At 73.2% G+C, this 24,463-nt stretch carries 23 protein-coding genes; 6 read left to right on the top strand and 17 right to left on the bottom strand.

Features of this window, described 5'->3' with window-relative positions; genetic code table 11:
- Nucleotides 1–15: 15 nt before the first annotated feature.
- Together ACQPYD_RS07935 and ACQPYD_RS07930 are read left to right on the top strand one after the other, a co-directional pair.
- Entirely contained in the window at nt 16–531 is a 516-nt protein-coding gene (locus tag ACQPYD_RS07935) for a hypothetical protein (protein ID WP_433700410.1), read from the top strand.
- 130 nt (nt 532–661) lie between these two features.
- Nucleotides 662–1,243, top strand: a complete 582-nt coding sequence (locus tag ACQPYD_RS07930; RefSeq protein WP_433700409.1) for a hypothetical protein — start codon at nt 662–664, stop codon at nt 1,241–1,243.
- A gap of 123 nt (nt 1,244–1,366) precedes the next feature.
- Here the strand turns inward: ACQPYD_RS07930 and ACQPYD_RS07925 are convergent, their stop codons facing one another.
- From ACQPYD_RS07925 to ACQPYD_RS07880, 10 genes are all read right to left on the bottom strand, one after another.
- Complete coding sequence (locus tag ACQPYD_RS07925; RefSeq protein ID WP_433700408.1) at nt 1,367–2,656, bottom strand: thymidine phosphorylase; 1,290 nt, start codon at nt 2,654–2,656, stop codon at nt 1,367–1,369.
- Nucleotides 2,657–2,750: 94 nt separating this feature from the next.
- Nucleotides 2,751–3,191: a cytidine deaminase gene (locus tag ACQPYD_RS07920; RefSeq protein WP_433700407.1), complete on the bottom strand. Its 441-nt coding sequence runs from the start codon at nt 3,189–3,191 to the stop codon at nt 2,751–2,753.
- Nucleotides 3,170–4,429: an ABC transporter permease gene (locus ACQPYD_RS07915; RefSeq protein ID WP_433700406.1), complete on the bottom strand. Its 1,260-nt coding sequence runs from the start codon at nt 4,427–4,429 to the stop codon at nt 3,170–3,172. The genes ACQPYD_RS07920 and ACQPYD_RS07915 overlap by 22 nt, the downstream gene beginning before the upstream one ends.
- Nucleotides 4,426–6,009 (bottom strand): ABC transporter permease, encoded by a 1,584-nt coding sequence (locus ACQPYD_RS07910; RefSeq protein ID WP_433700405.1) that lies wholly within the window; start codon nt 6,007–6,009, stop codon nt 4,426–4,428. Before ACQPYD_RS07910 ends, ACQPYD_RS07915 begins: the two co-directional genes overlap by 4 nt.
- The gene (locus ACQPYD_RS07905) at nt 6,006–7,613 is read right to left on the bottom strand and encodes an ABC transporter ATP-binding protein (RefSeq protein ID WP_433700404.1); all 1,608 of its coding nucleotides are present in this window, start codon (nt 7,611–7,613) and stop codon (nt 6,006–6,008) included. Before ACQPYD_RS07905 ends, ACQPYD_RS07910 begins: the two co-directional genes overlap by 4 nt.
- Before the next feature lie 243 nt (nt 7,614–7,856).
- The gene (locus ACQPYD_RS07900) at nt 7,857–8,912 is read right to left on the bottom strand and encodes a BMP family lipoprotein (RefSeq protein ID WP_433700403.1); all 1,056 of its coding nucleotides are present in this window, start codon (nt 8,910–8,912) and stop codon (nt 7,857–7,859) included.
- 318 nt (nt 8,913–9,230) lie between these two features.
- Nucleotides 9,231–9,962 (bottom strand): alpha/beta fold hydrolase, encoded by a 732-nt coding sequence (locus ACQPYD_RS07895; RefSeq protein ID WP_433700402.1) that lies wholly within the window; start codon nt 9,960–9,962, stop codon nt 9,231–9,233.
- A gap of 145 nt (nt 9,963–10,107) precedes the next feature.
- Nucleotides 10,108–10,452, bottom strand: a complete 345-nt coding sequence (locus tag ACQPYD_RS07890; protein WP_433700401.1) for a biotin/lipoyl-containing protein — start codon at nt 10,450–10,452, stop codon at nt 10,108–10,110.
- A 7-nt stretch (nt 10,453–10,459) separates the two neighbouring features.
- Entirely contained in the window at nt 10,460–11,488 is a 1,029-nt protein-coding gene (locus ACQPYD_RS07885) for an alpha-ketoacid dehydrogenase subunit beta (protein ID WP_433700400.1), read from the bottom strand.
- Nucleotides 11,485–12,486 (bottom strand): thiamine pyrophosphate-dependent dehydrogenase E1 component subunit alpha, encoded by a 1,002-nt coding sequence (locus tag ACQPYD_RS07880; RefSeq protein ID WP_433700399.1) that lies wholly within the window; start codon nt 12,484–12,486, stop codon nt 11,485–11,487. The genes ACQPYD_RS07885 and ACQPYD_RS07880 overlap by 4 nt, the downstream gene beginning before the upstream one ends.
- A gap of 878 nt (nt 12,487–13,364) precedes the next feature.
- On the opposite strand from ACQPYD_RS07880, the gene ACQPYD_RS07875 reads away from it, so the two are divergent.
- Entirely contained in the window at nt 13,365–13,856 is a 492-nt protein-coding gene (locus ACQPYD_RS07875; RefSeq protein ID WP_267948797.1) for an Lrp/AsnC family transcriptional regulator, read from the top strand.
- 6 nt (nt 13,857–13,862) lie between these two features.
- Here ACQPYD_RS07875 and ACQPYD_RS07870 read toward each other — a convergent pair whose 3' ends face one another.
- The 5 genes from ACQPYD_RS07870 to deoC all read right to left on the bottom strand — a co-directional run bounded on the left by ACQPYD_RS07870 (nt 13,863) and on the right by deoC (nt 19,881).
- Nucleotides 13,863–15,542, bottom strand: coding sequence for a phospho-sugar mutase (locus ACQPYD_RS07870; RefSeq protein WP_433700398.1), 1,680 nt, complete (start codon nt 15,540–15,542; stop codon nt 13,863–13,865).
- Nucleotides 15,543–15,555: 13 nt separating this feature from the next.
- Nucleotides 15,556–16,353: a purine-nucleoside phosphorylase gene (locus ACQPYD_RS07865; RefSeq protein ID WP_433700397.1), complete on the bottom strand. Its 798-nt coding sequence runs from the start codon at nt 16,351–16,353 to the stop codon at nt 15,556–15,558.
- 184 nt (nt 16,354–16,537) lie between these two features.
- Nucleotides 16,538–17,506 (bottom strand): aldehyde dehydrogenase family protein, encoded by a 969-nt coding sequence (locus ACQPYD_RS07860; protein ID WP_433700396.1) that lies wholly within the window; start codon nt 17,504–17,506, stop codon nt 16,538–16,540.
- Complete coding sequence (locus ACQPYD_RS07855; RefSeq protein ID WP_433700395.1) at nt 17,499–18,929, bottom strand: aldehyde dehydrogenase family protein; 1,431 nt, start codon at nt 18,927–18,929, stop codon at nt 17,499–17,501. Before ACQPYD_RS07855 ends, ACQPYD_RS07860 begins: the two co-directional genes overlap by 8 nt.
- Nucleotides 18,930–18,933: 4 nt before the next feature.
- Complete coding sequence (deoC, locus tag ACQPYD_RS07850) at nt 18,934–19,881, bottom strand: deoxyribose-phosphate aldolase (RefSeq protein ID WP_433700394.1); 948 nt, start codon at nt 19,879–19,881, stop codon at nt 18,934–18,936.
- A 417-nt stretch (nt 19,882–20,298) separates the two neighbouring features.
- Here deoC and ACQPYD_RS07845 point away from each other — a divergent pair, with 417 nt between their 5' ends.
- Both ACQPYD_RS07845 and ACQPYD_RS07840 read left to right on the top strand, forming a co-directional pair.
- Nucleotides 20,299–20,952: a GNAT family N-acetyltransferase gene (locus ACQPYD_RS07845; RefSeq protein ID WP_433700393.1), complete on the top strand. Its 654-nt coding sequence runs from the start codon at nt 20,299–20,301 to the stop codon at nt 20,950–20,952.
- A 34-nt stretch (nt 20,953–20,986) separates the two neighbouring features.
- Nucleotides 20,987–21,676, top strand: a complete 690-nt coding sequence (locus ACQPYD_RS07840) for a hypothetical protein (protein WP_344179845.1) — start codon at nt 20,987–20,989, stop codon at nt 21,674–21,676.
- Here ACQPYD_RS07840 and ACQPYD_RS07835 read toward each other — a convergent pair.
- Both ACQPYD_RS07835 and ACQPYD_RS07830 read right to left on the bottom strand, forming a co-directional pair.
- Nucleotides 21,651–22,922, bottom strand: coding sequence for a heparan-alpha-glucosaminide N-acetyltransferase domain-containing protein (locus ACQPYD_RS07835; protein WP_433700392.1), 1,272 nt, complete (start codon nt 22,920–22,922; stop codon nt 21,651–21,653). The two genes, ACQPYD_RS07840 and ACQPYD_RS07835, sit on opposite strands and share 26 nt — an antisense overlap.
- A 108-nt stretch (nt 22,923–23,030) precedes the next feature.
- A complete protein-coding gene (locus tag ACQPYD_RS07830; protein WP_433700391.1) occupies nt 23,031–23,348 on the bottom strand; it encodes an ArsR/SmtB family transcription factor in 318 nt (105 codons plus the stop codon).
- A 146-nt stretch (nt 23,349–23,494) separates the two neighbouring features.
- Here ACQPYD_RS07830 and ACQPYD_RS07825 point away from each other — a divergent pair, with 146 nt between their 5' ends.
- Nucleotides 23,495–24,424, top strand: coding sequence for an alpha/beta fold hydrolase (locus ACQPYD_RS07825; RefSeq protein WP_433700390.1), 930 nt, complete (start codon nt 23,495–23,497; stop codon nt 24,422–24,424).
- The last annotated feature ends 39 nt before the right edge of the window (nt 24,425–24,463 follow it).

The following is a 24,463-nucleotide window of genomic DNA, read 5'->3' as shown; positions in this document are numbered from 1 at the left end:
GGGTAGTTTGGCGCCGTGAGTACCTCCCCTGAAGACACGAACCCCACCGACGAGACCCCCGGCGCGGCGGCCGGGGACACGAGGGCCGCGGGCGAGACCGGCGCGGCGGCCGAGGACACGAGGGCCGCGGGCGGCACCGGCGCGGGCAGCGCCTTCCTCGAAGGAACCCCGGTCGGCCCGCCGCCCGCCCCGGGCGGGCTCTTCGCCGCCGAGACCTTCAGCGTCATCGGCCTGCTGCTGTTCGCCCTCACCACCGTGCACACCCGGCTGTTCGAGCTCTTCAGCTGGTTCTTCCTCAGCGGCGCGGCCCCGTCGCACAGCGCCCAGCAGGCGGCCGTGCTCTCGGCCGAGGTCGCCGTCGCGGGCGGCCTGAGCGCCTTGTCCGTGCTCGCCGCGGCCGTGGCCCTGTTCCGCGGCGGCGCCGCCACCCGGGCGTGGAGCCGCTGGTGCGCGGCCGCCACCGTCGTCGTGGGCAGCCTGATGCTGATCGTCTCCGTGCTGACCTTCGCCGGCCTGCCCTCCGGGTCCTGAGCCCCGGCCGCGCCGGCGTCCGGCACGGTCCCCGTCCGGGGCGGGCCGGACCGACTGCGGCCCCCGGGCACGACACGGCTGGGCCGTCCCTTAGGCCCCTCTTACGGTGACCAGCGGGTACGTTGGCCGCGTGAGTACCGCACCAGGAGACAACGACAGCCCCGACCGCAACCCCCTCACCCCGAACGAGGCCCCGAAGCCGACGTTCGAGCCCGGGGTCGCGCCGGAAGTGCCCGACTCCGGGGCGGCCCACCCGTCCGACTCCGGCCCACCGACCGGCGAGGCCGCCGACACGAGGGAGGCCGAGGCCGAGGCCGCCGCGGTGACCGCGGCGCCGCACGCACCGGCGGCCTCCGGCGTGTTCTCGACGGAGACCTTCGGCATCGTCGGACTCGTGCTCCTCGCCGTGACCCTGTTCTCCGGCCAGCTGCTGGAGATCCTCACCAGCATGCTCCTCGTCGGCGGCCAGCCCATCGGCGCGGACCAGATCACGCAGATCCGCACGCAGATCATGCTCGGCGGCGCCGTGGCGCTGCTCACCGTGGTGGTGTCCGCGCTCGCGCTGGTGCTCGCCGACGCGAGGACCCGGCCGTGGGGGCGCTGGGTGGCCGCGGCCGCGCTGGTCACCGGACTCCTGTTCGTGGCCGTCGCCGCCGTGTCCTACCTGCTCATCCCCGAGGCGGCCCCGATGATGCCGCCCGTGATGGAGTGACCGAGGGCCCGGTCTGGCGCGCACGGGCCCGGCCGCGGGGCGGCGTCGGACCCGGGCGCCGCGGGGCGGCCGCCCGACCGGCGGCCGCCCCGCGACCGGTCCCGGTCCGCGAGGGGTCCGGGCTCAGGCGATGCGGTCGATGACCAGCGGCGTGGCCTCGTGGCGCCCGTCCGGGTCGATCCCGAACGCGCCCTCCAGGGCCTGCGCCGCCCGCTCGAACCGCTCCTCCTCGTCCGCGTGCAGGGTGAACAGGGGCTCACCCGCCTGCACACGCTCCCCCGGTTTGGCGTGCAGCGTCACCCCCGCGCCGAAGGACACCGCGTCCTCCTTGCGCGCCCTGCCCGCGCCCAGCCGCCACGCCGCCAGCCCGACCCGGTAGGCGTCCAGACGGGTGACGGTGCCCGACGCCGGGGAGAGCACCGCGCGCCGCTCGGCGGCCACCGGCAGGGGTGCGTCCGGGTCGCCCCCCTGCGCCCGGATCAGCCGCTTCCACGACGCCAGCGCGCTCCCGTCCCGCAGGGCCTCGGCCGGGTCCTTGACACCGTTCACACCGGGGGTGAGTCCGGCCGCGGCCAGCATCTCCCGGGCCAGGGCCACGGTCAGCTCCACGACGTCGGCGGGGCCGCCACCGGAGAGGACCTCCACCGCCTCGGCGACCTCCAGGGCGTTGCCGACCTGGCGCCCCAGCGGCGCCTCCATGTCGGTGAGCAGCGCGACGGTGCGGACCCCGTGGTCGTTGCCGATGTCCACCATGGTGCGGGCCAGCTCGCGGGCGGACACGGCGTCCTTCATGAACGCGCCCGATCCCACCTTGACGTCGAGGACGAGCGCCCCGGTCCCCTCGGCGAGCTTCTTGCTCATGATGGAGGCGGCGATGAGCGGGATCGACTCGACCGTCCCGGTGACGTCGCGCAGCGCGTACAGCTTGCGGTCGGCGGGGGCCAGACCGGTCCCCGCCGCGCAGATCACGCCGCCCGTGGCCTCCAGCACGCCGCGCATCTCCTCCGCGGTCAGCGACGCGCGCCACCCGGGGATCGACTCCAGCTTGTCCAGCGTGCCGCCGGTGTGGCCGAGCCCGCGTCCGGACAGCTGCGGCACGGCTGCCCCGCACGCGGCGACGGTCGGGGTGAGCGGCAGGGTGATCTTGTCGCCGACCCCGCCGGTGGAGTGCTTGTCGGTGGTGGGCCGGTCCAGGCCGGAGAAGTCCAGCCGGTCCCCGGACGCGAGCATCGCCTCGGTCCACCGGCCCACCTCGGCACGGTTCATCCCGCGCAGGAAGACCGCCATGGCCAGCGCCGACATCTGCTCCTCGGCCACCGCCCCCCGCGTGTAGGCGTCGATCACCCAGTCGATCTGCCCGGGGGTGAGCTCTCCCCCGTCGCGCTTGGCCCGGATGATCTCGATGACGTCCATGTCTGTTCCTTTCACGTGGCGGGAACTTCGGCGGCACACAGGTCTCCCCGGCCGCCGCCGGGTCGGCGGGGACCGGGGAGACGGCGGGCGCCGGCTATGCGAGGTTGTCCGGACCGAAGGCCTGCGGCAGGATCCGGTCCATGGACAGGATCCCCTCCGGGGTGTCCACGAGCAGGTGCGGCCCGCCGTGCTCGAACAGGAGCTGCCGGCAGCGGCCGCACGGCATGAGGACGCCGCCCCGCCCGTCCACGCAGGCGAACGCCGTCAGGCGCCCTCCCCCGGAGGCGTGCAGGGCGCTGACGAGCCCGCACTCGGCGCACAGTCCGACGCCGTACGAGGCGTTCTCCACGTTGCAGCCGCTGACCACCCGGCCGTCGTCGACCAGGGCCGCCGCTCCCACCGGGTAGTTCGAGTAGGGCGCGTAGGCGTGCGACATGGCCTCGCGGGCGGCGGCCCGCAGCGCCTCCCAGTCCACCGTGTCCGCGCCGGGCGTACCGGCCGTCGGTGTGTGGCTCATGACCGGCTCGCCCTCCACTGCTTGCCGACCCCGGCGGGGGGCCGGAGCCTCTGGGAGGCCAGCGAGAGCACCAGGAGCGTCGCGATGTGCGGGCTGTAGGTGGCCAGCTCGCGCGGCAGGGAGTCGGTCGAGAGGTACCAGAGCAGCAGCAGGACGCCGGTGAGCACGGCGGCGACCGCCAGGCCCTTGCGGTCCTTGCGCACCTGCCAGACCGCCACCGCGAGCAGCGCCACCGCCAGGAGCAGCAGCAGGGCGTGGATCGCGGCACCGCCGCCGCGGATCTGGAGGGCGTCGGTGTAGCCGAACAGGCCCGCGCCCATGGCGAGGCCTCCCGGGCGCCAGTTGCCGAAGATCATGGCGGCCAGGCCGATGTAGCCGCGGCCGCCGGTCTGCCCCTCCTGGTAGATCTGCGACGCCACGATGGCCAGGAACACCCCGCCCATGCCGGCGAGCCCGCCGGAGACGACCACGGCGACGTACTTGAGGCTGTACACCGGCACGCCGAGGGACTCGGCGGCGTCGGGGTTCTCGCCCACCGAGCGCAGCCGCAGGCCGAAGGTGGTCCGCCACAGCACGAGGTAGGTCACCGGGATCATCATGATCGCGATGAACGTCAGGGCCGACATGCGGGTGGTCAGGCCGATCACCAGCGATGCCAGGTCGCTGACCACGAAGATCCCGCTGCCCGCCACGGGCGCGAGCGCGTCGGCGACGAACGGGAGGTTCCACACCGGGAACGGCGGCGTGGTCGGCGACTGCGCGGCTCCCGCGCCGGGCACGTCGGAGTAGACCAGGATCGACAGGTAGCGCATCGCGCCGAGCATGAGGATGTTGATGGCCACGCCGGACACGATGTGGTCGACCGCGAAGGTGACCGTCGCCACGGCGTGCAGCAGCCCCCCGGCCATGCCGGCCAGGACACCGGCCAGCAGGCCCATCCACGGGTTGTCGGTCGACCAGGCGAAGTAGGCGCCGAACCAGGTGCCCAGGATCATCATGCCTTCGAGGCCGATGTTGATGACGCCCGCCCGCTCGGCCCACAGTCCGCCCAGGGCCGCCAGGCCGATGGGCACCGCGAAGGTGATGGTGGTGCGGATGGTGCCCGCGTCGGTGAGCATGTCCTGGCCGGTGATGACGCGCAGCCCCGCCAGGGACACCAGCACCGCGCCGAACAGGGTGAGGAAGCGCCAGCGCGACCAGCCTCCCGGCCTGGGCGGCGCCTTGACCGGTTCCATCACGTTGAGTTCCTGGCTCACTGGGCCTCCCCGCCGCGCTTGCCGTCGGAGCCGGGGGCCGTGTCGCCCCCGCCGTCGGCGGACCCGTCCTCGGGCGCCGTGCCGGAGGGCACGGCCTGCGCGGGTTCAGTGGTGGACTCGGCGGTGGTGCCGAGCTGGTTGCCGATCTGCTGCTGCTGGTAGCGGCGGCCCCAGCGGTGCACGACCTCGTAGACCACGACGACGGTGAGCACGATGGTGGCCTGGGAGATGACCGCGATCTCCTGGGGGATCCCGTCGAAGGGCAGGATGCCCGCCGCCTGGTTGAGGAACGACCAGAAGAGGGCGGCGAAGACGATGCCGACCGGGTGGTTGCGGCCCAGCAGCGCGATGGCGATGCCGATGAAGCCGATGCCGGTCGGGAAGTCCAGGGCGTAGTAGTGCGAGCTGCCCAGCAGCTGGGGCAGGCCGACCAGCCCGGCGACCATGCCCGAGAAGAGCATGGACAGGAACACCATCTTCTTGACGTTGACGCCGCTGGCCTCGGCGGCCGACTGCGACTGGCCGGTGGCCCGCAGCTCGAACCCGAAGCGGGTGCGGTTGAGCATCACCCAGTAGCCGATGCCCACGGCGACCGCGAGGAGGACGAAGCCGAAGATCTCCTGCTCGGAGCCGAGGAAGCCCGCCGGGATGCCGGGCACCCACGAGGACTCGGGCATCGGCGGGGTGCCGATGTTGTTGGTGCTGATCTCCACCGCGAGGCGGTCGGTGCTGAGCAGGTAGGCGGTGATGCCGGTGGCGATGGCGTTGAGCATGATCGTGGAGATCACCTCGGAGACGCCCCTGGCCACCTTGAGGTACCCCGCGATGCCCGCCCACGCGCCGCCGACGGCGACGGCCGTGGCGATGACGACGATCTGGCTGAGCACCGGGGGCAGGACCACGTAGCCGCCGACGGCGGCCGCGAGCAGGGCCGCGAGCCGGTACTGCCCGTCCACGCCGATGTTGAACAGCTTCATCTTGAAGCCGATCGCCACGGCCACGGCGGCCAGGTAGTAGGTGGTGCCGTCGTTGATGATCTTGACCAGGCTGTTGGGCCTGGTGCCGTACTCGATCATCCGCGCGAAGGTGGGCAGCGGCGAGATGCCGCTGAAGAAGAGGACGGCGGCCGTGACGCCGATCGCGATGACCCCGGCGGCGAGGACCGCGGCGAAGGACAGCGCGAGCATGGCGGACAGCCGGTGGAACAGCGTGAACGCCACGGCAGAGCCGACGAGCGCGCCCAGGGCGGCGGCGACCGGCTCGATCAGGGACAGGTCCAGGAACCAGGCGGACAGCAGCCCGGAGGCCAACGCCAGCACCAGCGCGGTCGGCACGACCAGGGTCGTGTGGATCGTGGTGCCCTGCTCCTTCGTGCCGTCGGCGCCGGCCCTGCGCTCGTCCGGGACCAGCGGTCCGGACCAGGCCACGAAGGCGAAGGCCGCCGCGACGCCGATGATCAGCGCGGCCCACCACAGCAGCGCGAGATCGAGGGCGGCGGTGACCCCGACGCCGAGGACGACGGCGACGGCCGCCGCGGCCGGGGCGGGCAGGGTCCTGTCGGGGCGGGGAATCCTACTCATGATCCGCCCTCGTTCCCGTTTCGGTCGGCACCGTCAGCACCGCTGTCACCTTCTGTGCTCGCGTCGCCCCCGCCCAGCCCGGCCCCGGTCATGGCGGAGCCCAGCTGTTCGGGTGTGACGGTGGTCGGGTCGGCCTGCGCGACCAGTCGGCCGCGCAGGATCACGTGCAGGGTGTCGGACATGCCGATCAGCTCGTCCAGGTCGGCGGAGACCAGCAGCACCGCCAGGCCGGCCGCGCGGGCGTCGCGCAGCTGCTCCCAGATGGCGGCCTGGGCGCCGACGTCCACACCGCGGGTGGGGTGGGCGGCCACCAGGAAGCGCGGGGAGCCGCTCATCTCCCGGCCGATGATGAACTTCTGCTGGTTGCCGCCGGACAGGGCGTCGGCGATCACGTCGATGTTGGGGGTGCGCACGTCGTACTCGGCGACGATGCGCTCGGAGTCGGCGCGCGCCCCGGCCCTGTCGATCCAGGGGCCGCGCACGCTGGGCGCCTTGGTCTGGTGGCCGAGGATCCGGTTCTCCCACAGGGGGGACTCCAGCAGCACGCCGTGCCGGTGCCGGTCCTCGGGGATGTAGCCGACCCCCGCCTCGCGGATGCGCAGCGTGGACCAGGACGTGATGTCGTCCGTGCCCAGGGAGATCGTCCCCGAGGTCAGCGGGCGCATGCCCATGATGGCCTCGATCAGCTCCGACTGGCCGTTGCCCTCGACGCCGGCGATGCCGACGATCTCGCCCTCGCGGATGTCCACGGTGACGCCGTCGACGACGGCGCGGCCGTCGGCGGAGCTGACGGTGACCCCGTCCAGGGCCAGGACGACGTTGTCGGTGACGGTCGACTCGCGCAGCTCGGGGACGGGGAGCTCGCCGCCCACCATCAGCGTGGCCAGTTCCCGGGCGGTGGTGGTGCCCGGGTCGGCCGTGGCCACGGTGGTTCCCCGCCGGATCACGGTGATCTCGTCGGCGACGGAGAGCACCTCGTCCAGCTTGTGCGAGATGAAGATGACGGTGAGGCCCTCGCGCTTGAGCTCGCGCAGGTTGTCGAACAGCTCGTCGACCTCCTGCGGGACCAGGACCGCGGTGGGCTCGTCGAGGATGATCGTCCGGGCGCCCCGGTAGAGCACCTTGAGGATCTCCACCCGCTGGCGCTCCCCGACGCCCAGGTCCTCCATGAGCCGGTCGGGGTCGACCCCGAGCCCGTACTGGGAGGAGAGCTCCCGGATGTGCGCGCGGGCGCGGTTGCCGATGCCGAAGCGGCGTTCGGCGCCGAGCACCACGTTTTCCAGCACGGTCAGGTTGTCGGCGAGCATGAAGTGCTGGTGCACCATGCCGATGCCGTGCCTGATGGCGTCGGAGGGCGAGTTGAGCCGGACCTCCGCGCCCCTGACGTAGATCTGTCCCTCGTCCGGCCGGTGCATGCCGTACAGGGTCTTCATCAGCGTGGACTTCCCGGCACCGTTCTCGCCGACGATGGCGTGCACGGTGCCCGGGGCCACGGTGATGTCGATGTCGTGGTTGGCCACGACCCCGGGAAAACGCTTGGTGATCCCGCGCAGCTCAACGGCGGGGGGCGCCGGGGCCCCGTTGCCCGATGGCGTGCTGCTCATCTGTCTCCTCGTGAACGTGCGGCGTGGCGCGGACCGCCGGGCCGGGGGCTCCCGGCGGGCGCCACCGTCGCGGAACGGCAACCGGGGCGGTACCGGACCGGGGGACTCCCCCGGTCCGGTACCGCCCTTGGATGCGGCCGCCGTGGGTCCAACCCGCGGCGGCTCCGCGCGGGGCGCGGCCCCCGGACACCCATCCTGCTACGCGAGCGGCGGTATCCGCGGGACACGCCCGGAGGGCGCGGCCTACGGCGCGGTCGGGACCTCGATCTCGCCGTCGATGATCTGCTGCTTGATCGCGTCCAGCTCCTCCTGGATGGGGCTGATCGCCTCTTCGTTGGAGGTCGTGTAGTCCACACCGCCGTCGGCCAGCTCGAAGCGCTGGATGCCGCCCTCGGGGGTGCCCTCCACCGTGCTGCTGATGAGCTCGAACACGGCGACGTCCACCTGCTTGATGGCGGAGGTGAGCACGTACGGCTTCTGGTTGTCCTCGGCGTTCTCGTACTGGTCGCTGTCCACGCCGATGAAGGTGAAGTCGTTCTCCACCGCGGACTCCAGGACGCCGTTGCCGGAGGCGCCGGCGGCGTGGTAGATCACGTCCGCGCCGCGGTCGTACTGGGCCTGGGCCAGCTCGCGCCCCTTGGCCGGGTCGCTGAAGCCGCTGAAGTCCGGCGGCTGGCTGAGGTAGTCGACCTCGACCGTGATGTCCTCGGTGACGTGCTCGGCGCCCGCGACGTAGCCGGCCTCGAACTTGTGGATCAGCGGGGTCTCGACGCCGCCCACGAAGCCGACGTGGTCCTCCTCGGAGGTCAGGGCGGCGGCGGCGCCGGCCAGGAAGGAGGCCTGCTCCTCGGCGAAGACCAGGCTGGTGACGTTGTCGACGTCCTCGATCTCGGAGTCGACGATGGCGAAGTGCACGTCCGGGTACTCGGGCGCGACGGCCCGGACGGCCCCGTCGTAGGCGAACCCGACGGCGATGACCAGGTCGTAGCCCTCGTCGGCCATGGTCGCCAGGCGCTCCTCCTTGGCGGAGTCGGCCTCTCCGTCGGAGGGCTCGAAGTCCTGGGTCTCGACGCCGAGCTCCTCGGCGGCCTGCTCGAGGCCGCGGTAGGCGGAGTCGTTGAACGAGCGGTCGCCGCGGCCGCCGACGTCGTAGGCCAGGCCGACGCGCACGTCGGCCGAGTCCCCCTCGCCGCCGTCGCCGGAACCGTCGGCCTCCTCCGCTGCACTGTCGCACGCGGTGAGGGCCAGCACACCCGCCGCCGCCACCGCGGCGAACTTGACTGCGTTGCTGCGCTTCACTGGTAACTCTCCCCTTCGCCCTCTCAGCGGCCCACATTCCGTACGACCGAACTGAGTTCTGCGGTCGGACAATATCCGGTGGCCGAAAGTACACCTAACCAACAGGCGGAGTTGTTATGAAGGCGAGAGCGTAGTGAAACGGGGTCTTACCCGGAAGTTACCGAGCACTCACCGGAAGCGGTCGGCCGGGTTTGTGTTCCGGGTTTTGACCTCCCGTTCCCCGGACCCGGCGGGTATTACTACGCATTGCTCCGCGGCGTTCACCCGTTGTCACACCAGCACGTGGGGACATACCGGTCTAGACCGGTATGCGCCGCCTCAGGCGAGGAGGAAGTCCACGACCGCCTGCCGGAAGGCGCGGGAGGACACGGCGTTGCCGTGGTCGCGCCCGGGAACCTCCACGTGCACGCCGCCGCAGCGCCCGGCGAGCCCGGCGGCGCCCTCCGCGACGGCGTCCCGCTCCCCCGAGACGAGCAGGAGCGGAACGCCGTTCAGCAGCGGGTCGGCACTGAAGGGGCGGGAGGCCTGACCGCGCGCGCACGCCGCGAGCGCCGCGGTGTCGTTGCCGGGGAGGGCCGAGACCGCGCGGTAGACGCGGTCGAACGGGGAGTCGCCGGAACCAAGCTCGGACAGGTCGGTCCCGGCGAAGGCGTTAACGGGTCCGAAACCGCCCAGGGCCACACGCCTCACCCGTTCCCGCATGGTCAGCGCCAGTTCCCACCCCAGGCGGGAACCCATCGAGTAGCCCACCACGTCGACCCTCTCCACGCCCAACTCGTCGAGCAGGGAAACGAGATCCGCGACAAAGTGTTCGGGCAGGTAGAAAGCCTCCTCCACGGGTTTGTCACTGGAACCGTGGCCGCGCAGATCCGGACCGATCACCCGTAGCCCTGCGGACTCCAGCGCCCGGGTCCACCCGGTGGCACGCCAATTCATGTCGAAATCGGTGCCGAAACCGTGCAGCAGAAGAACCGGCACCGCATCCGCCGGAGCACTCGGAGGCAAATCCACATAGCGCATTGTCACGTCGCCGGTGAGTTTTGCGGACATGAATCCCCACTCCATTAAATTCTGAAGAACTTGCCGGGCCGCCCGAGGCCCTTTCGGATATTCCTATGAACGGCGCCCCCGTCGGGGCGCCGCCGTTCGTGCGGACCTCCCAACGGCCCCGGCGGCCGGCCCGCGCGGCGGCGGGTCAGGCCGTCGGGGGCTTCAGGCGCACCCGGCGGGCGGGCCGGGCCTCCTCCGGGGGGACCCGGCCGACGATGCCCGCCCGGGGCGCCTCGTCCGCCGCCTCCACCGCGAAGGTCACCAGGGGGTCGCCCACCGGGACCACCTGGTCCTCCGCCGCGTGCAGTTCGGCGATCCGGCCGGCCCGGGGCGAGGGGATGACGACGGCCGACTTGGTCGTCTCCACCTCCACGAGGGGGGCGTTGCGCGCCACGACGTCGCCGACGGCGACCTGCCACTCCAGGACCGTCGCCTCGACGAGCCCCTCTCCCAGGTCGGGGAGGGTGAAGGTGATGCTCTCTTCTGCCATGGTCTGTCTAGTACTCCAGGGTCCGTTGGACCGCGAGCAGGATGCGGTCGATGGTCGGCAGGTACTGGCCCTCCAGGGGCCCGGCCGGGTAGGGCACGTCGAACCCGGTGACGCGCTGGACGGGCGCGGACAGGTCGCGGAAGCAGTTCTCGGTGACGAGCGCGGCGACCTCCGCCCCGAGCCCGGCGGTCAGCGGCGCCTCGTGCACGACTACGGCGCGCCCGGTGCGCGACACCGACGCGGCGAGCCCCGCGGTGTCGACGGGCTTGAGCCAGCGCAGGTCCAGGACCTCCAGCTCCACCCCGTCCTCGGCGGCCAGTTCGGCCACCTGGAGGCACTTGTGCACCATGGCGCCCCAGGCGACGAGGGTGGCGTGGCCGCCCTCGCGCACCACCCGGCTGGTGCCGATGGGGTCGCTGGGCTCGCGCAACCGGACGGGCCTGCGGTCCCAGTAGCGGGCCTTGGGCTCCATGAAGACGACGGGGTCGTCGGAGCGCACCGACTGGAGCAGCAGGGTGTAGGCCTCGGCCGGGTCGGAGGGCGCGACGACCTTGAGCCCGGGGGTGTGCGCGAAGAGCGCCTCCAGGCTCTCCCCGTGGTGCTCGGGCGCCTGGATGCCGCCGAAGGAGGGCAGCCGGAGCGTGATCGGCATCGGCGCCGATCCCCGCGTCCGGTAGTTCATGCGCGCCACCTGGTTCACGATCTGGTCGATCGCCGGATAGGCGAAGCCGTCGAACTGGAGCTCGGGAACGGGCCTCCAGCCGTTCATCGCCAGTCCCACCGCCATCCCCATGATCGCGGACTCGGCCAGGGGGGTGTCGAAGACACGCTTGTCGCCGAACTCCCGCTGGAGCCCGTCGGTGACGCGGAAGACCCCGCCGAGGGCGCCGACGTCCTCGCCGAAGACCAGGACGTCCGGGTCCTCGGCGAGCAGGGTGCGCAGGGCGCGGTTGACGGCCTGCTGCATGGACAGCTCGACGGGCGGGGCTCCGGCGGCGTCGTGGCCGGCGCCGGCCCGTTCGATCAGCTCGGTCACAGCTCGACCTCTTCCTGCCAGGTGCGGTGCTGACGGGTCAGCTCCTCGGTGGTCTCCCGGAAGACGTGGGTGAAGAGCTCGGAGCCGTGGGGCTCCGGGGCCCCGGCCACGCCGTCGCGGATCTCCTCCGCGCGCCCGGCGGCCTCGGCGTCGGCCTCGGCCAGGTCGGCCTCGTCGGCGTGCCCGGCCGCGAGGACGGCCGCGCGCAGCAGGGCGACGGGGTCGCGGTGCACCCGCCAGTGCTCCGCCTCGGTGTCCTCCCGGTAGCGGCCGGGGTCGTCGGAGGTCGAGTGCGGCTCCACCCGGTAGGTGAGCGCCTCGATGAGCGTCGGCCCCCCGCCGGAGCGGGCGCGGGCTACCGCCTCGGCGGTGGCCTCGTACACGGCCCCCGCGTCGTTGCCGTCGACGACGGCCCCGGGCATGCCGTAGCCCTCGGCCCGCGCGGCGACGGAGCCCCCGGCGATCTGGCGCTCGTTGGGCACCGACAGCGCCCACCGGTTGTTCTGGCAGAAGAACACGACCGGCGCCCCGAAGACCCCGGCGAAGTTCATCGCCTCGTGGACGTCGCCCTCGGAGCTGGCGCCGTCGCCGAAGTAGGAGAGGGCCACCCCGTCGCCGCCGCGCAGCCGCTCACCCACGGCCCAGCCGACGGCGTGGGGGACGGGCCCGCCGACCACGGCGTTGACCGCGCCGAACCGGGAGGCCATGACGTCGTAGAGGCCGCCGTGCCACAGGGCGCGGTGGCTCGCCATGTAGCCGACCATGTCCACGCCGTAGGCCAGCGCGGAGGCCATCTCGCGGTAGGTCGGGAAGACGAAGTCGCGCTCGGGGTCGAGCGCGGTGGCGCTCGCGACCTGGGCGGCCTCCTGTCCCCGCACGGACACGTAGGCGGGGAACACGCCCTGGCGCTGGAGGGCGACCGCCTCGGCGTCGAGGTCGCGCGCCGTCCGCATGTCCTGGTACAGGGCGCGGGTGAGGTCCGGATGGAGGTGGTCCACGCTGATGGGTCCGGGTGCGGCCGGCGCGTGGGCGGGCGGGCCTGGGCGCACAGTGCCTCCGTCGAGGGGGGTGTCCCCGTGCTTCCCCCGGAGCGGGCCCCGGGGCGATGGTGAGCGGCGGGCGGGCATGTCGAGCGGCTCCCAACGTGGCCCGCCGCGCGTGGTGGCGCGCCCGGACCGGGTGGTGTCTGTCCTCTACAGCGATTCTCCGGACAACTCGACACTTGCGCTAGATATCCAGGAATAATTGAAACAAAAGAGGACGAAGACTGCCATCACGTTCCTGAATGTCCAACATACGACCTGGTTCACCTGCGAAAACGACATGGTGACCTATACAGCGCTTACTGTCACCAACCCTCACTAACCCCGGAGCATCACCCGAAAACCCCTCGGTTCAGTCGGAGGTAGGGCCTATCATCACGGAACCATCGCGGTTGACTACCAGGGGTGCGTGTTCGACGCCGAGCGCGTACGTTCGGAGCAGCCCGACCACCGAGCCAGGGAACGCCCCCCACGACACGACACATGAGGCCGGAAACGGCCGCCGAGCAAGAAGTCCCGTCACGGCCCGGACACGCCGGCGCGGTTACCCGCCGGTCGGGGAAACCCGCCGCCCGCCGCCCGCGTCAACCATGGGTACAGTCGGACTCCCCGTCGACACGCGCCCCGCACCCCGGATCTCCCGAGACGGTTCCCCCACCCCCGCCCCCCGGTACGCCACCTCCCGGTGACCGGTCGGACACCCATCCGGACGCCATCTCGCCGGCTGAGACTCCGATGGACGCAAACAACGTTTACCTGGTAGTTCGTTAGCCCCGGTCCACGAAGAGGGAAGGGGCTCCATCCTGAGAACAAGAGCACACGAGGAGACCCACATGGCCATGGGCGACCAGCGCAGGAACGGCCGGCGGCCGGACACGACCGACCAGACGATCCTGAGCGCCCTCGCCAAGGACGCGCGAACAGGCATCACCGAGATCGCCGCCCTGGCCAACGTCTCCCGAGCCACGGCCTACAACCGCATCAAGCGGCTCACCGACGAGGGCGTCATCCGCGGGTACTCCGTGGTGACCGACCACTCCAAGATGGGGCTCGGCGTCACCGCGCTCGTCCTCATCTCGGGCAGCCAGCCGGACTGGCGGGCCAACCGGGAGATCCTGTCCTCGTACCCCGAGATCGAGTACTGCTGGTACGTGGTCGGCTCGGCGGACATCGTCCTCCTCGTCCGCGTGGCCAACACCAACCAGCTGCGCGACCTCATCCTGACCCGTCTGCAGTCGCTTCCCGGTGTGACGTCCACCCAGACGCTCACCGTCATCGACGAGGTCGTGCACCGGCCGGTCGTGGAACCCTCGGACGGCGAGTGAGGCCCCTCATCCCCTGACCGCCCCGGCGACCGAGGCCATCAGCTCGGCGAGCATGTCCGAGCCACGCGCGCGGATGGCCGCGACGTCGTCCCCCACCTCCAGCACCACCTCGGCGTACGCCTTCAGCTTGGGCTCGGTCCCCGAGGGACGCAACGTCACGCGTCCCCACGCCCCGCCCTCCAGCCGGAAGCGCAGTGCGTCCGTCGGCGGCAGTCCCGCGTGTCCGCCGGCGAAGTCGTCGACCCCCGCGACCGCGAGGGGGCCGAACGCGGTGGGCGGTTCGGCGCGCAGCCGCCGCATCGCCGCGGAGATGACCGACAGGTCGTCCACCCGCACCGAGAGCTGGTCGCTCAGGTGCAGTCCGTACCGGCGGGCCTGGTCGTCGAGCAGGTCGACCAGGGACCTGCCGCCCCTCTTCGCGTCGTCCGCGAGCGCCGCCGCCACCAGGGCCGCTCCCACCCCGTCCTTGTCGGCGACCGGGCGGCCCCCGTCCCCTCCCACGCAGTAGCCGAGGGCCTCCTCGAAGGCGAAGACCCGCCGCTGCCCGGGACCCCCCGCGCGGGCCAGCCACTTGAAGCCCGTCAGCGTCTCCTCGTAGTGCACGCCGCGGTCGGCGGCGATCTTGCCCAGCAGGCTGGACGAGACGATCGAGGTGGCCACCACGCGGTCCGGCCCGGAGGTGTGGTCCAGCACGTACTCGGCGAGCAGTCCCCCGACCTCGTTGCCGGTGAGCAGGCCGTGCCCGGGGACGGCGAGCGCGAGCCGGTCGGCGTCCGGGTCGTTGGCGATGACCAGGTCGGCGCCGTCGGCGGCGCCGGCCGCCGTCGCCAGGTCCATCGCACCGGGTTCCTCGGGGTTGGGGAACTCCACGGTCGGGAAGTCGGGGTCCGGGTCGAACTGCTCCCGGACCACGGACGGGCGGGCGAACCCGGCCCGCTCCATCGCGGCGAGGAGCACCCTGCCGCCCACCCCGTGCATGGCGGTGTAGGTGGTGGCCAGCGCGCGCTCGCGCCGGGGGACGAGCGCGGTGACCGCCGCCAGGTAGCGGTCCACGGCCTCCTCCCCCAGCACCGTCCACCCCTCCCCCAGGGGGAGGTCGCCGACCGGCCCCGCGGCGTCGATGGCGGCGGAGATCTCGGTGTCCACCGGGGAGACGATCTGGGCCCCCGCGTCGTCCCCCGTCCCGCCGGCGTACACCTTGTAGCCGTTGTCCTGCGGCGGGTTGTGGCTCGCGGTCACCATGATCCCGGCGTCCGCCCCCAGGTCCCGGACGGCGAACGCCAGCACGGGGGTGGGCAGCGGCCCGGGCATCAGGGACACCCGGTGCCCGGCCCCGGTGAGCACGGCGGCGCTGTCGCGGGCGAAGTCCGCCGACCGGTGCCGGGCGTCGTAGCCGACGACCACGTGGGCCCCGGCCCCGCCCCGGCCCCGCAGCCAGGCGGCGACGCCGGCCGCGGCCCGCATCACCACCACGCGGTTCATCCTGTTGGGGCCCGCCCCCAGGGCTCCGCGCAGGCCGGCGGTCCCGAACTCCAGGCGTGCGCCGAAGCGGTCGGCGAGATCGGCCAGGGCGGCGGCCTCGCCCCTGCCGGCGCGCTCCAGCAGCCCCCGCAGCTCCTCGCGGGTGGCGGGGTCGGGGTCCTGGGCGAGCCACTCCCGGGCGAGGGCGGCGGTGTCGGCGGTCATCGGTCCCGTTCCCTCAGAGCCCGGCGACGATGTCGGCGAGCAGTCGGCCGACGGTGCCCGCGGACTCCCGGCCCGTGGCGAGCACGTCCTCGTGGTCGAGGTTGGCGCCCTCCAGCCCGGCGGCGATGTTGGTGACGAGCGACAGACCGAGGACCTGGGCGCCCGCCTCGCGGGCGGCGATGGCCTCCAGGACGGTGGACATGCCGACCAGGTCGGCTCCCATGGCGCGGAGCATGCGGATCTCGGCGGGGGTCTCGAAGTGCGGGCCGGGCATGGCCGCGTAGACGCCCTCGGGCAGGCCCGGGTCCACCCTGCGGGCCAGCTCGCGCAGGGCCGGGGTGTAGGTCTCGGTGAGGTCCACGAAGGTGGCGCCGGTGAGCGGCGACCTCGCGGTCATGTTGAGGTGGTCGGCGATCAGCACCGGGGAGCCCACCGCGTAGGCGGGGTTGATGCCGCCCGCGGCGTTGGTCAGGACGACGGTCCGGGCCCCGGCGGCCACGGCCGTGCGCACGCCGTGCACGACCGCGTCCGTGCCGTGGCCCTCGTACAGGTGGGTGCGGCCCAGGAAGGCGAGCACGCTGCGGCCGCCGTCGCGGATGCTGCGGATCGTGCCGCTGTGCCCCTCCACCGCGGGGGGCCGGAAGCCCGGCAGGTCCGAGGCGGCCAGCTCGTGCCCCGAGTCGCCGAGCAGGTCGGCGGCGGGCGCCCACCCCGATCCCATGACCAGGGCGACGTCGTACTCGTCGACGCCGGTGCGCGAGCGCAGCTCCGCGGCGGCGTCCTCTGCGGCGGCCTGGGGTGTGCGAGTCACTGGGTGCTCTCCGTTCGTTCGTGCCGCGCCGGCGGCGCGGGGTGTCGCCCCGGTGTGCGGGGGCGGGACATGACCGGTCGGGGGCGGTCCGACCCGTCCGCCGGTCCGTGGGCGCCGCCGCTCCTGCGCGCGCGGACCGGCGCCCCGCTCCGGCGCCCCGCTCCGGGGCGCCGGTCCCTCTTCTCTACACCCCGACGGGGTGCCACACCGTCTTGGTCTCCAGGAAGGGGGTCATCCGCGAGGTTCCCGGGTCGGGGTCGAGCCAGGCGTCCTCGCCCCCGCCGGGCGCGGGCCGGGGCCGCAGCACCCGGGTGAGGGTGGTCGCCGCCGCCCGCTCGAACTCGACCGCCAGCTCCCCGGAGCCGGCGAGGTCCAGGGCGTTGACGTCGGCGTGGGAGGCCAGGTGCGGTCCGATCTCGCCCACCCTGCCGGTCAGCAGGTTGACCACCCCGCCGGGGAGGTCGGACGTGGCGAGCACCTCGGCCAGGTCGACGGCGGCCAGGGGCGCGGTCTCGGACGCGACCACCACCGCCGTGTTGCCGGTGGCGATCACCGGCGCGATCACGGAGGTCAGGCCGAGCAGCGGCGCGTCCTGGGGCGCGAACACGGCCACCACGCCGGTCGGCTCGGGGGCCGAGTGGTTGTAGAAGGGGCCGGCCACGGGGTTGGCGCCGCCGAGCACCTGGGCGAACTTGTCGGTCCAGCCGGCGTAGTACACCCACCGGTCGACGGCGGCGGAGACCACCCGGTCGGCGTCCGCGCGGGACAGCCCCTGCGCGGCCGCCGCCTGGGCGGCGAACTGCCCCCGCCGGCCCTCCAGGACCTCCGCGACCCGGTACAGGACCTGGCCCCGGTTGTAGGCGGTGCGCGACGACCAGCCCCCGAAGGCCTTGCGGGCCGCGGTGACGGCGTCGCGCGCGTCCTTGCGCGACGCGAGGGAGGCGTTGGCCAGGTGTTCGCCGTTCGAGGAGGTCACGGGGTAGCTCCTGCCCGACTCCGAGCGGGGGAAGGCCCCGCCCACGTAGAGCTTGTAGGTCTTGCGGACCGCGAGGCGCGCGGGCACGCCGGACGCGGGGGCCGCGCTCCCTCCCCGGCCCTCGGCGGCCCCGGCCGCGCCCCTGCCGGCCTTGCCGGTGCTCCGCCGCTCAGCCAAGGTAGGCCTCCAATCCGTGCCGTCCGCCCTCGCGGCCGTATCCCGACTCCTTGTAGCCGCCGAAGGGGCTGGTGGGGTCGAACTTGTTGAACGTGTTGGACCAGACCACGCCCGCGCGCAGGCGCTCGGCGGTCCACAGCATGCGGGAGCCCTTCTCGGTCCACACGCCCGCGGAGAGGCCGTAGGGGGTGTTGTTGGCCTTCTCCACCGCCTCCTCGGGGGTACGGAAGGTCAGGACGGACAGGACGGGCCCGAAGATCTCCTCGCGGGCGACCCGGTGGGCCTGGCTGACGCCGGTCAGGACCGTGGGGGCGAACCAGTAGCCGTTCTCCGGCAGGTCGCAGGCGGGCGACCAGCGCTCGGCGCCCTCGGCCTCCCCGGTGTCGGTGATCTCGCGGATCCGCTCCAGCTGGGCGGCGGAGTTGATCGCCCCGATGTCGGTGTTCTTGTCCAGGGGGTCGCCCAGGCGCAGCTTGGAGATCCGCGCCTTGAGCAGCGGGAGGAACTCCTCGGCGACCGACTCCTGGACCAGCAGCCGGGAGCCCGCGCAGCACACGTGGCCCTGGTTGAAGAAGATGCCCGAGACGACGCCCTCGACGGCCTGGTCGATCGCCGCGTCGTCGTAGACGATGTTGGCGCCCTTGCCGCCCAGTTCGAGGGTGAGGCGCTTGCCGGTGCCCGCGACGGAGCGGGCGATCCGGCGCCCCACCCCGGTGGAGCCGGTGAAGGCCACCTTGTCGGCGCCGGGGTGCTCGACCAGGGCCTGCCCGGTCTCGCCCGCGCCGGTCAGGATGTTGACCACGCCCGGGGGCAGTTCGGCCTCCTGGCAGATCTGCGCGAAGACCATCGCGGTGAGCGGGGTGGTCTCGGCCGGCTTGAGGACCACGGTGTTGCCGGTGGCCAGGGCGGGGGCGACCTTCCACGCGAGCATGAGCAGCGGGAAGTTCCACGGGATGACCTGCGCGGCGACGCCGAGCGGCTTCGGGTCCGGGCCGAGGCCCGCGTGCGCGAGCTTGTCGGCCCACCCGGCGTAGTAGAAGAAGTGCGCGGCGACCAGCGGCACGTCGACGTCGCGGGTCTCCTTGATGGGCTTGCCGTTGTCCAGCGACTCCAGCACGGCCAGTTCGCGCGAGCGCTCCTGGACGATGCGGGCGATGCGGAACAGGTACTTGCCGCGTTCGGCCCCGCTCATCCGGCCCCACACGGTCTCCTGGGCGCGGCGGGCGGCGGCGACGGCGCGGTCGACGTCGGCGGGCCCGGCGACGGCGACCCGGGCGAGCCCGGTCCCGTCGGCGGGGTTGAGGGTGGTGAGGTACTCCCCGCCCTCGGCGGGGGCGAACCCTCCGTCGACGAACAGGTCGTAGGTCTCGCGCAGGGCGACGACGGAGCGGGACTCCGGTGCGGGCGCGTACTCGAAGATCACGGCTCTAGTCCAGCGTGTAGTAGTCGGGGCCCGGGTAGGTGCCGGTGGTCAGCCTGGTGCGCTGCATGAGCAGGTCGTTGAGGAGGCTGGAGGCGCCGATCCGGAACAGGTCGGGGGTCAGCCAGTCGGGACCGGCGACCTCGTTGACCATGACCAGGTTGCGGATGGCGTCCTTGGTGGTGCGGATGCCCCCGGCGGGTTTGACGCCCACGCGCCGCCCGGTGTCGGCGTGGTGGTCGCGGACGGCCTCCAGCATCACCAGGGTGACCGGCGGCGTCGCGGCCGGGGACACCTTGCCGGTGGAGGTCTTGACGAAGTCGGCCCCGGCCCGGATCGCCAGGTGCGAGGCGCGCCGGACGTTGTCGTAGGTGACGAGTTCGCCGGTCTCCAGGATGACCTTGAGGTGCGCGGCGCCGCAGGCCTCCTTGACGGCGGCGATCTCCTCGAAGACCTTGAGGTAGTCGCCGGACAGGAACGCCCCCCGGTCGATGACCATGTCGATCTCGCTCGCGCCGTCGGCGACGGCGCGGCGGGTGTCGGCGAGCTTGACCTCCATCGGGGCCCGGCCGGACGGGAAGGCGGTGGCCACCGAGGCCACCCCGATCCCGGTGCCGCCCAGCGCCGCGACGGCGGTGGCGACCATGTCCGGGTAGACGCACACGGCGCCGACGCGCGGCACGGTGCGGTCCGAGGGGTCGGGGTTGGCGGCCTTGGCGCACAGGGCCCGGACCTTGCCGACGGTGTCGGCCCCCTCCAGGGTGGTCAGGTCGACCATGCTGATGGCCAGGTCGACGGCCCTGGCCTTGGCGGTGGTCTTGATCGACCGGGTCGCCAGGTCCTGGGCCCGGGACCGCGCGCCGACCTCGTCCACGCCCGGAAGTCCGTGCAGGAACGCCCTGAGGGCGCGGTTGGTCGTCGCCTCGGGCGCGAATGCGGTGTGGGGCACGGGCACCTACTGCTCGATCGGGTTGCTGGCCGGTCCGCCCGCCGAGGTCGGCGGAAGCGGTTCGGGGAAGCGTGCGCGAAGACCCGTTCCCCGGGCGTCCGGCCGGGGTCGCCCCCGGGGCCGGGCACTCAGGCAGTCACCATAACCCCGGGCGGTGCGGCCGTCAGTATCCGCCCTGAGGGCATTGCCGAAGGTTGGAGAAGCCTCCAACCAGGGCCGGTGTCCCGGGTGGTGGTTTCCTCCAACCGGGGTGGGAAAATCCCTGAAAACGGACACTCGGGCCGGGACCTCACCGACATCGGGGGCTTGCGCGGTCTAGACCGGGGTACTCCTCCGCGCCGCCCGGACGGAGTGCGAGACTGGCCCCTTCCGGCCCCCCGCCGGGCTCCGGAAGGGGCCCGGCCGAGTCGACGGGAGCGAGCGGTGGCACCAGCGGACACGACGGGGCGGACCGGTCCGCGCACGGGGGACGGGGACGGGGACGGCGCCGCAGACCGGCCCGGCGCCCGGCGGCCCGGCCCCCCGGGGCTGCGCCTGGTGCGCCTGGACCGGGGAACCGCCGAGTCCGCCCTGCTCAGGGCGGCCGTGCTGGAGCACCGTCCGCTGCCCGGACGGCGCGGGTACGCGAGGGCGCCCGCGGCCACGCTCCCCCTCGCCGACGCCGACCCGGCGCGCACCCCCTTCGCGGTCGTGGCGGGGCCCGAACCGGTGCGGGACGCGGCCGGGGCGCGTGCCTCCTGCGCGGGTTTCGGCGTCCTGGACCGGGCGGTGCACGCGCGCGACCTGGTGCCGGATCCCGCGCACGCGGTGCTGCTGCGCGCCTTCCACGTCGCCCCGGACTGGGAGGGGAGGGGGGTGGGCCGGGCCTCGTGCTCGGCCCCGCTGCTGGACCGGCTCGCGGCGGAGGTCGCGCCGGACGCCTCCGAGCTGGTGCTGTGCGTCGACGAGGCCAACCGGCGGGCGGCTCGGGTGTACGGGGCCGCCGGTTTCTCCTTCACCGGTCGGCGCCTCTTCACCGAGCCGGACGGCATACAGCTGGTGATGGTCCGGCCGCTCGCCGCCGGGGGCGGGTCCTGACACGCCGCCGCCGGGGTCGGCGTACGCTTGCCCCATGGCGGAGTTCCGGATCAGCACCGACGACGACCGCGTCGACCTGCGCAGGATGGCGGCTGCCCTCGTCGAGTCCCAGAGGTGGGCGCGCGACGACGTGAGCATCTGGGACAACCGGCGCGGCGAGGTGATCGTGACGGTCGACGACGCGCTGCTGCGCAAGCCCGAGGCCGACCCGATGCACCGCCCCCGGCACACGCCCCGGGACGTCCACGACGCCTGCGAGACCCTGCGCCGGGAGGACCCGTCGCTGCGCCGCGTGGACTTCCGGTTCCTGCGCGAGGAGACGGCGCGCTTCTTCTCCGCCGGGTGGACCGTCTCCGACGTGCTCCACGCCCTGGGCCACCGCCCAGACGGGGCGCCCTGGCCCCTCGGTCCGGAGCGGCAGGGCACCGACTGGCTCCGCGAGCGCATGCGGGCGTGGCGCACCCCCGACGGGGACATCCGCCCCTCGCAGTCGCAGGAGGGCGCCCAGCTCCGGGTGATCAGCCGCGCGGGTCTGCCGGTGGACATCGGCCTGCCCGAGGACGCCGAGGTGTCCCAGCGGCCCGTGGCGAGCCGGTCGGCGGCGCGCTCCGCGGCCGACGACGCCCGGCGGCTCATCCGGCAGAACTCCCGCACCAGCAGCGACTCCCTCGCCCACCGGGACCGCACCTCCGCGAACATCACCCGCCGGGACGGCCTCCGCTAGCCCGTCTTCGCTCGTCGACGAGGGCGACCGCCCCGTTCGCCGCCTCGCCGAGGAGGAGTTCGGCCGGCCCCCTGCCGACGAGCAGCCTCCAGAGGGTGGCGAACAGGAGGGCTCCGAGGACGAACCACTCCAGCAGCCACGGGGAGGCCCACGCGGATCCGGCGGCCCCGATGACCACCGCCAGGACGAGGATGTGCCCGCTGTAGACGGTGAGCGGCATCCGGCCGACCGAGGTCAGCGGGTACATGGCGATCCGGAACCGGTCGCACAGGAACAGGCAGGCCACGAGCACGAGGAGGCCCTGGCCGACCGCCTCGGCGATCTCGAAGGTGGTGCCGGTGTGCGGCGTGTTGACCGCCAGCCACCACCAGGTGTCGGTCGGGACCTGCCCCGAGATCGACTCCGCGTGGTCGGTGACCGCGTACCGCACCTGCTCCGCCACCGCCGGATCGGCGGCGGCCTCCGGTGTCAGGCCGGTGAGCTCCGGGCCGCTGGCCGCGACGAGCCGGTCCAGTCCGCCCAGGGGGCCGAGTGCCAGCCACGACCCCCCGTAGGCGAACACGGACAGCGCCGCGCCCGTGACCGCCAGGCGCACCCTGACGGCGGTGGCGGTGAGGTCGAGCCGTCCGACGGCCATGCCCGCGACCACGTAGACCATGAAGGTGACCGCCGGGTAGTAGCCGGTCAGGAAGAACTCCGTGAGCGTCGGCACCGAGCCGCTCCGCAGCTGCGGGGGGAAGAAGGCCTCGCGCAGCGCGAACGACAGGAACGGTCCGACGGCGGCCAGGGCGCCCGCCGCCGCCCACAGCGCTCCCGAACGCAGCTTCACCAGCGGCAGAGCCAGCAGGAAGAACCCGGCGTAGTAGGTGAGGATGATCGCGATCGGCACCGCCATGACGTCCAGGACCGCGCCGAGGAGCCCGATGAGGACGGCCCGGGTGAGGATGCGCGCGACCGCCCGGCGCAGCGGTTCCCCGGCGGCGGGGACGGTGCGCCCGGTCATGAGCGCCAGGGAGACCCCGGCGAGGAGGGCGAAGAGCGCCGAGGAGTTGCCCCGCACGATGCCGTGCAGGTCCCACGCGTAGTTCTCGGGTGACAGGAAACCCATCGAGGCCACCCCGAGGTGGACGACGAACATCCCGAAGACGGCGAGGGCGCGGGCCGCGTCGATGCCGTCGATCCGCGCCTTCGGCGAGGGCGGTCCGGCGGGGGCCGTGGAGGTGTCGTCAGACTGGTTCTGTGCCACGCCCGTCAGGCTATGCCCGTTCTGTCCCCCGCAACAATGCGCGGCGCCGCCGCCGCGTGGCCACAGACGGCCACGCGCGGGACGCCGTTCCGCCGGGCCGGTGAGCGGTCACGGCGACGGCCGCGGAGCGGGCGCGGCGAGGAGGATGTCGAGCAGGCCGGGGAAGCGCCCGTCGACGTCCGTCCGGCGCAGGACGAGGTAGAGCCTGCGGCCGTCGGGCCGCTGGCGGATGACCCCGCTCTCCCGGAGCACGCGCAGGTGGTGGGTCATGCTCGACTTCGGGATCTCGGGGACGACCTCGCCGCAGAACCGCTCCTCGCCGTCGGCGAGTGTGCGGGCGACCTCCATCCGGACGGGGTGGCCCAGGGCGGCGAGCACGTCGACGAGCTCGATGTCGGCGGCGTCGGGGTGGTGGAGTCCTGCCATGCGACCACTGTACGGGAATACCGTACGAACAGCGGCCCGAGGGCCTTGACAGCCGGCGCACATCCATACGAGGATCTCGTACAGTTCGTTTGTACGGTTTTTTCGTACAAAAGGACGGCCGCAGCCCCCGGACAGAGGACCCCCACATGACCACGGTCGACCCCCTGAGCGACACCGCGCTCGCACACTCGCTCGACGGCGGCTTCACCAGCCGCCACGCCGACGTCGACGGCGTCCGGCTGCACTACGTCTCCGGCGGCGGCGGGGACGGGGATCCCCTGATCCTGCTGGGCGGCTGGCCGCAGACCTGGTGGCAGTGGAACAAGGTGATGCCCGCGCTGGCGCGCCGCCGGCGGGTGATCGCCGTGGACCTGCGCGGCATGGGCTCCTCCGCCAGGCCCGAGGGGGGCTACGACAAGAGGACCATGGCGCGCGACGTCCACGCCCTCGCCGAACACCTCGGGCTGGCCCGCGTCGACATCGCGGGGCACGACATCGGCGCGATGGTCGCCTACGCCCACGCAGCCCTCTTCCCGGAGGCGACCGGCCGGGTCTGCCTCCTGGACGTCCCCCACCCGGACGGGGACTGGTCCTCCTTCACCCTCCTGCCCGGACCGCACCAGTACGTCGGCCCCGACCGGGCGAGCGTGTCCGGCTCCTACCTGTGGTGGTTCGCCCTCAACCAGGTGCAGGGCCTGCCGGAGGCGTTGCTGGAGGGCCGCTACCGTCTGCTCTCCGACTGGCTCTTCGACCACTCGGCCAAGGACCCCGCCTCGATCGACGAACGCTCCCGGCAGGTCTACGGCCGCGCCTACTCCACGGCGGACGCCATCCGCTCCGGCAACGCCTGGTACCGCGCCTTCAACACCGACATCGAGCACGAGAGGGACTACGGGAAGGTGGAGGCGCCGCTCCTCGCCCTGGGCGGCGACGAGAGCAACTACGCCTACCTGAGGGACATGATGCCCTCCAAGGGCGTCGACGTCCGGGTGGCCGAGATCGCCGGCTGCGGGCACTACCTGCCCGAGGAGCAGCCGGAGGCCGTGGTCGACGCGCTGGAGTCCTTCCTGCGCTGAGGCCGCCCCGGCGCGGGGGGCCGGGCCCGCCTCCGCGGC

Origin of the sequence: Nocardiopsis sp. CA-288880 (assembly GCF_050955985.1) — a bacterium.
GTDB classification, from domain to species: Bacteria; Actinomycetota; Actinomycetes; order Streptosporangiales; family Streptosporangiaceae; genus Nocardiopsis; species Nocardiopsis tropica.
The sequence above is the reverse complement of the archived record's forward strand: the minus strand, read 5'-3'. Positions and strand labels throughout refer to the sequence as shown.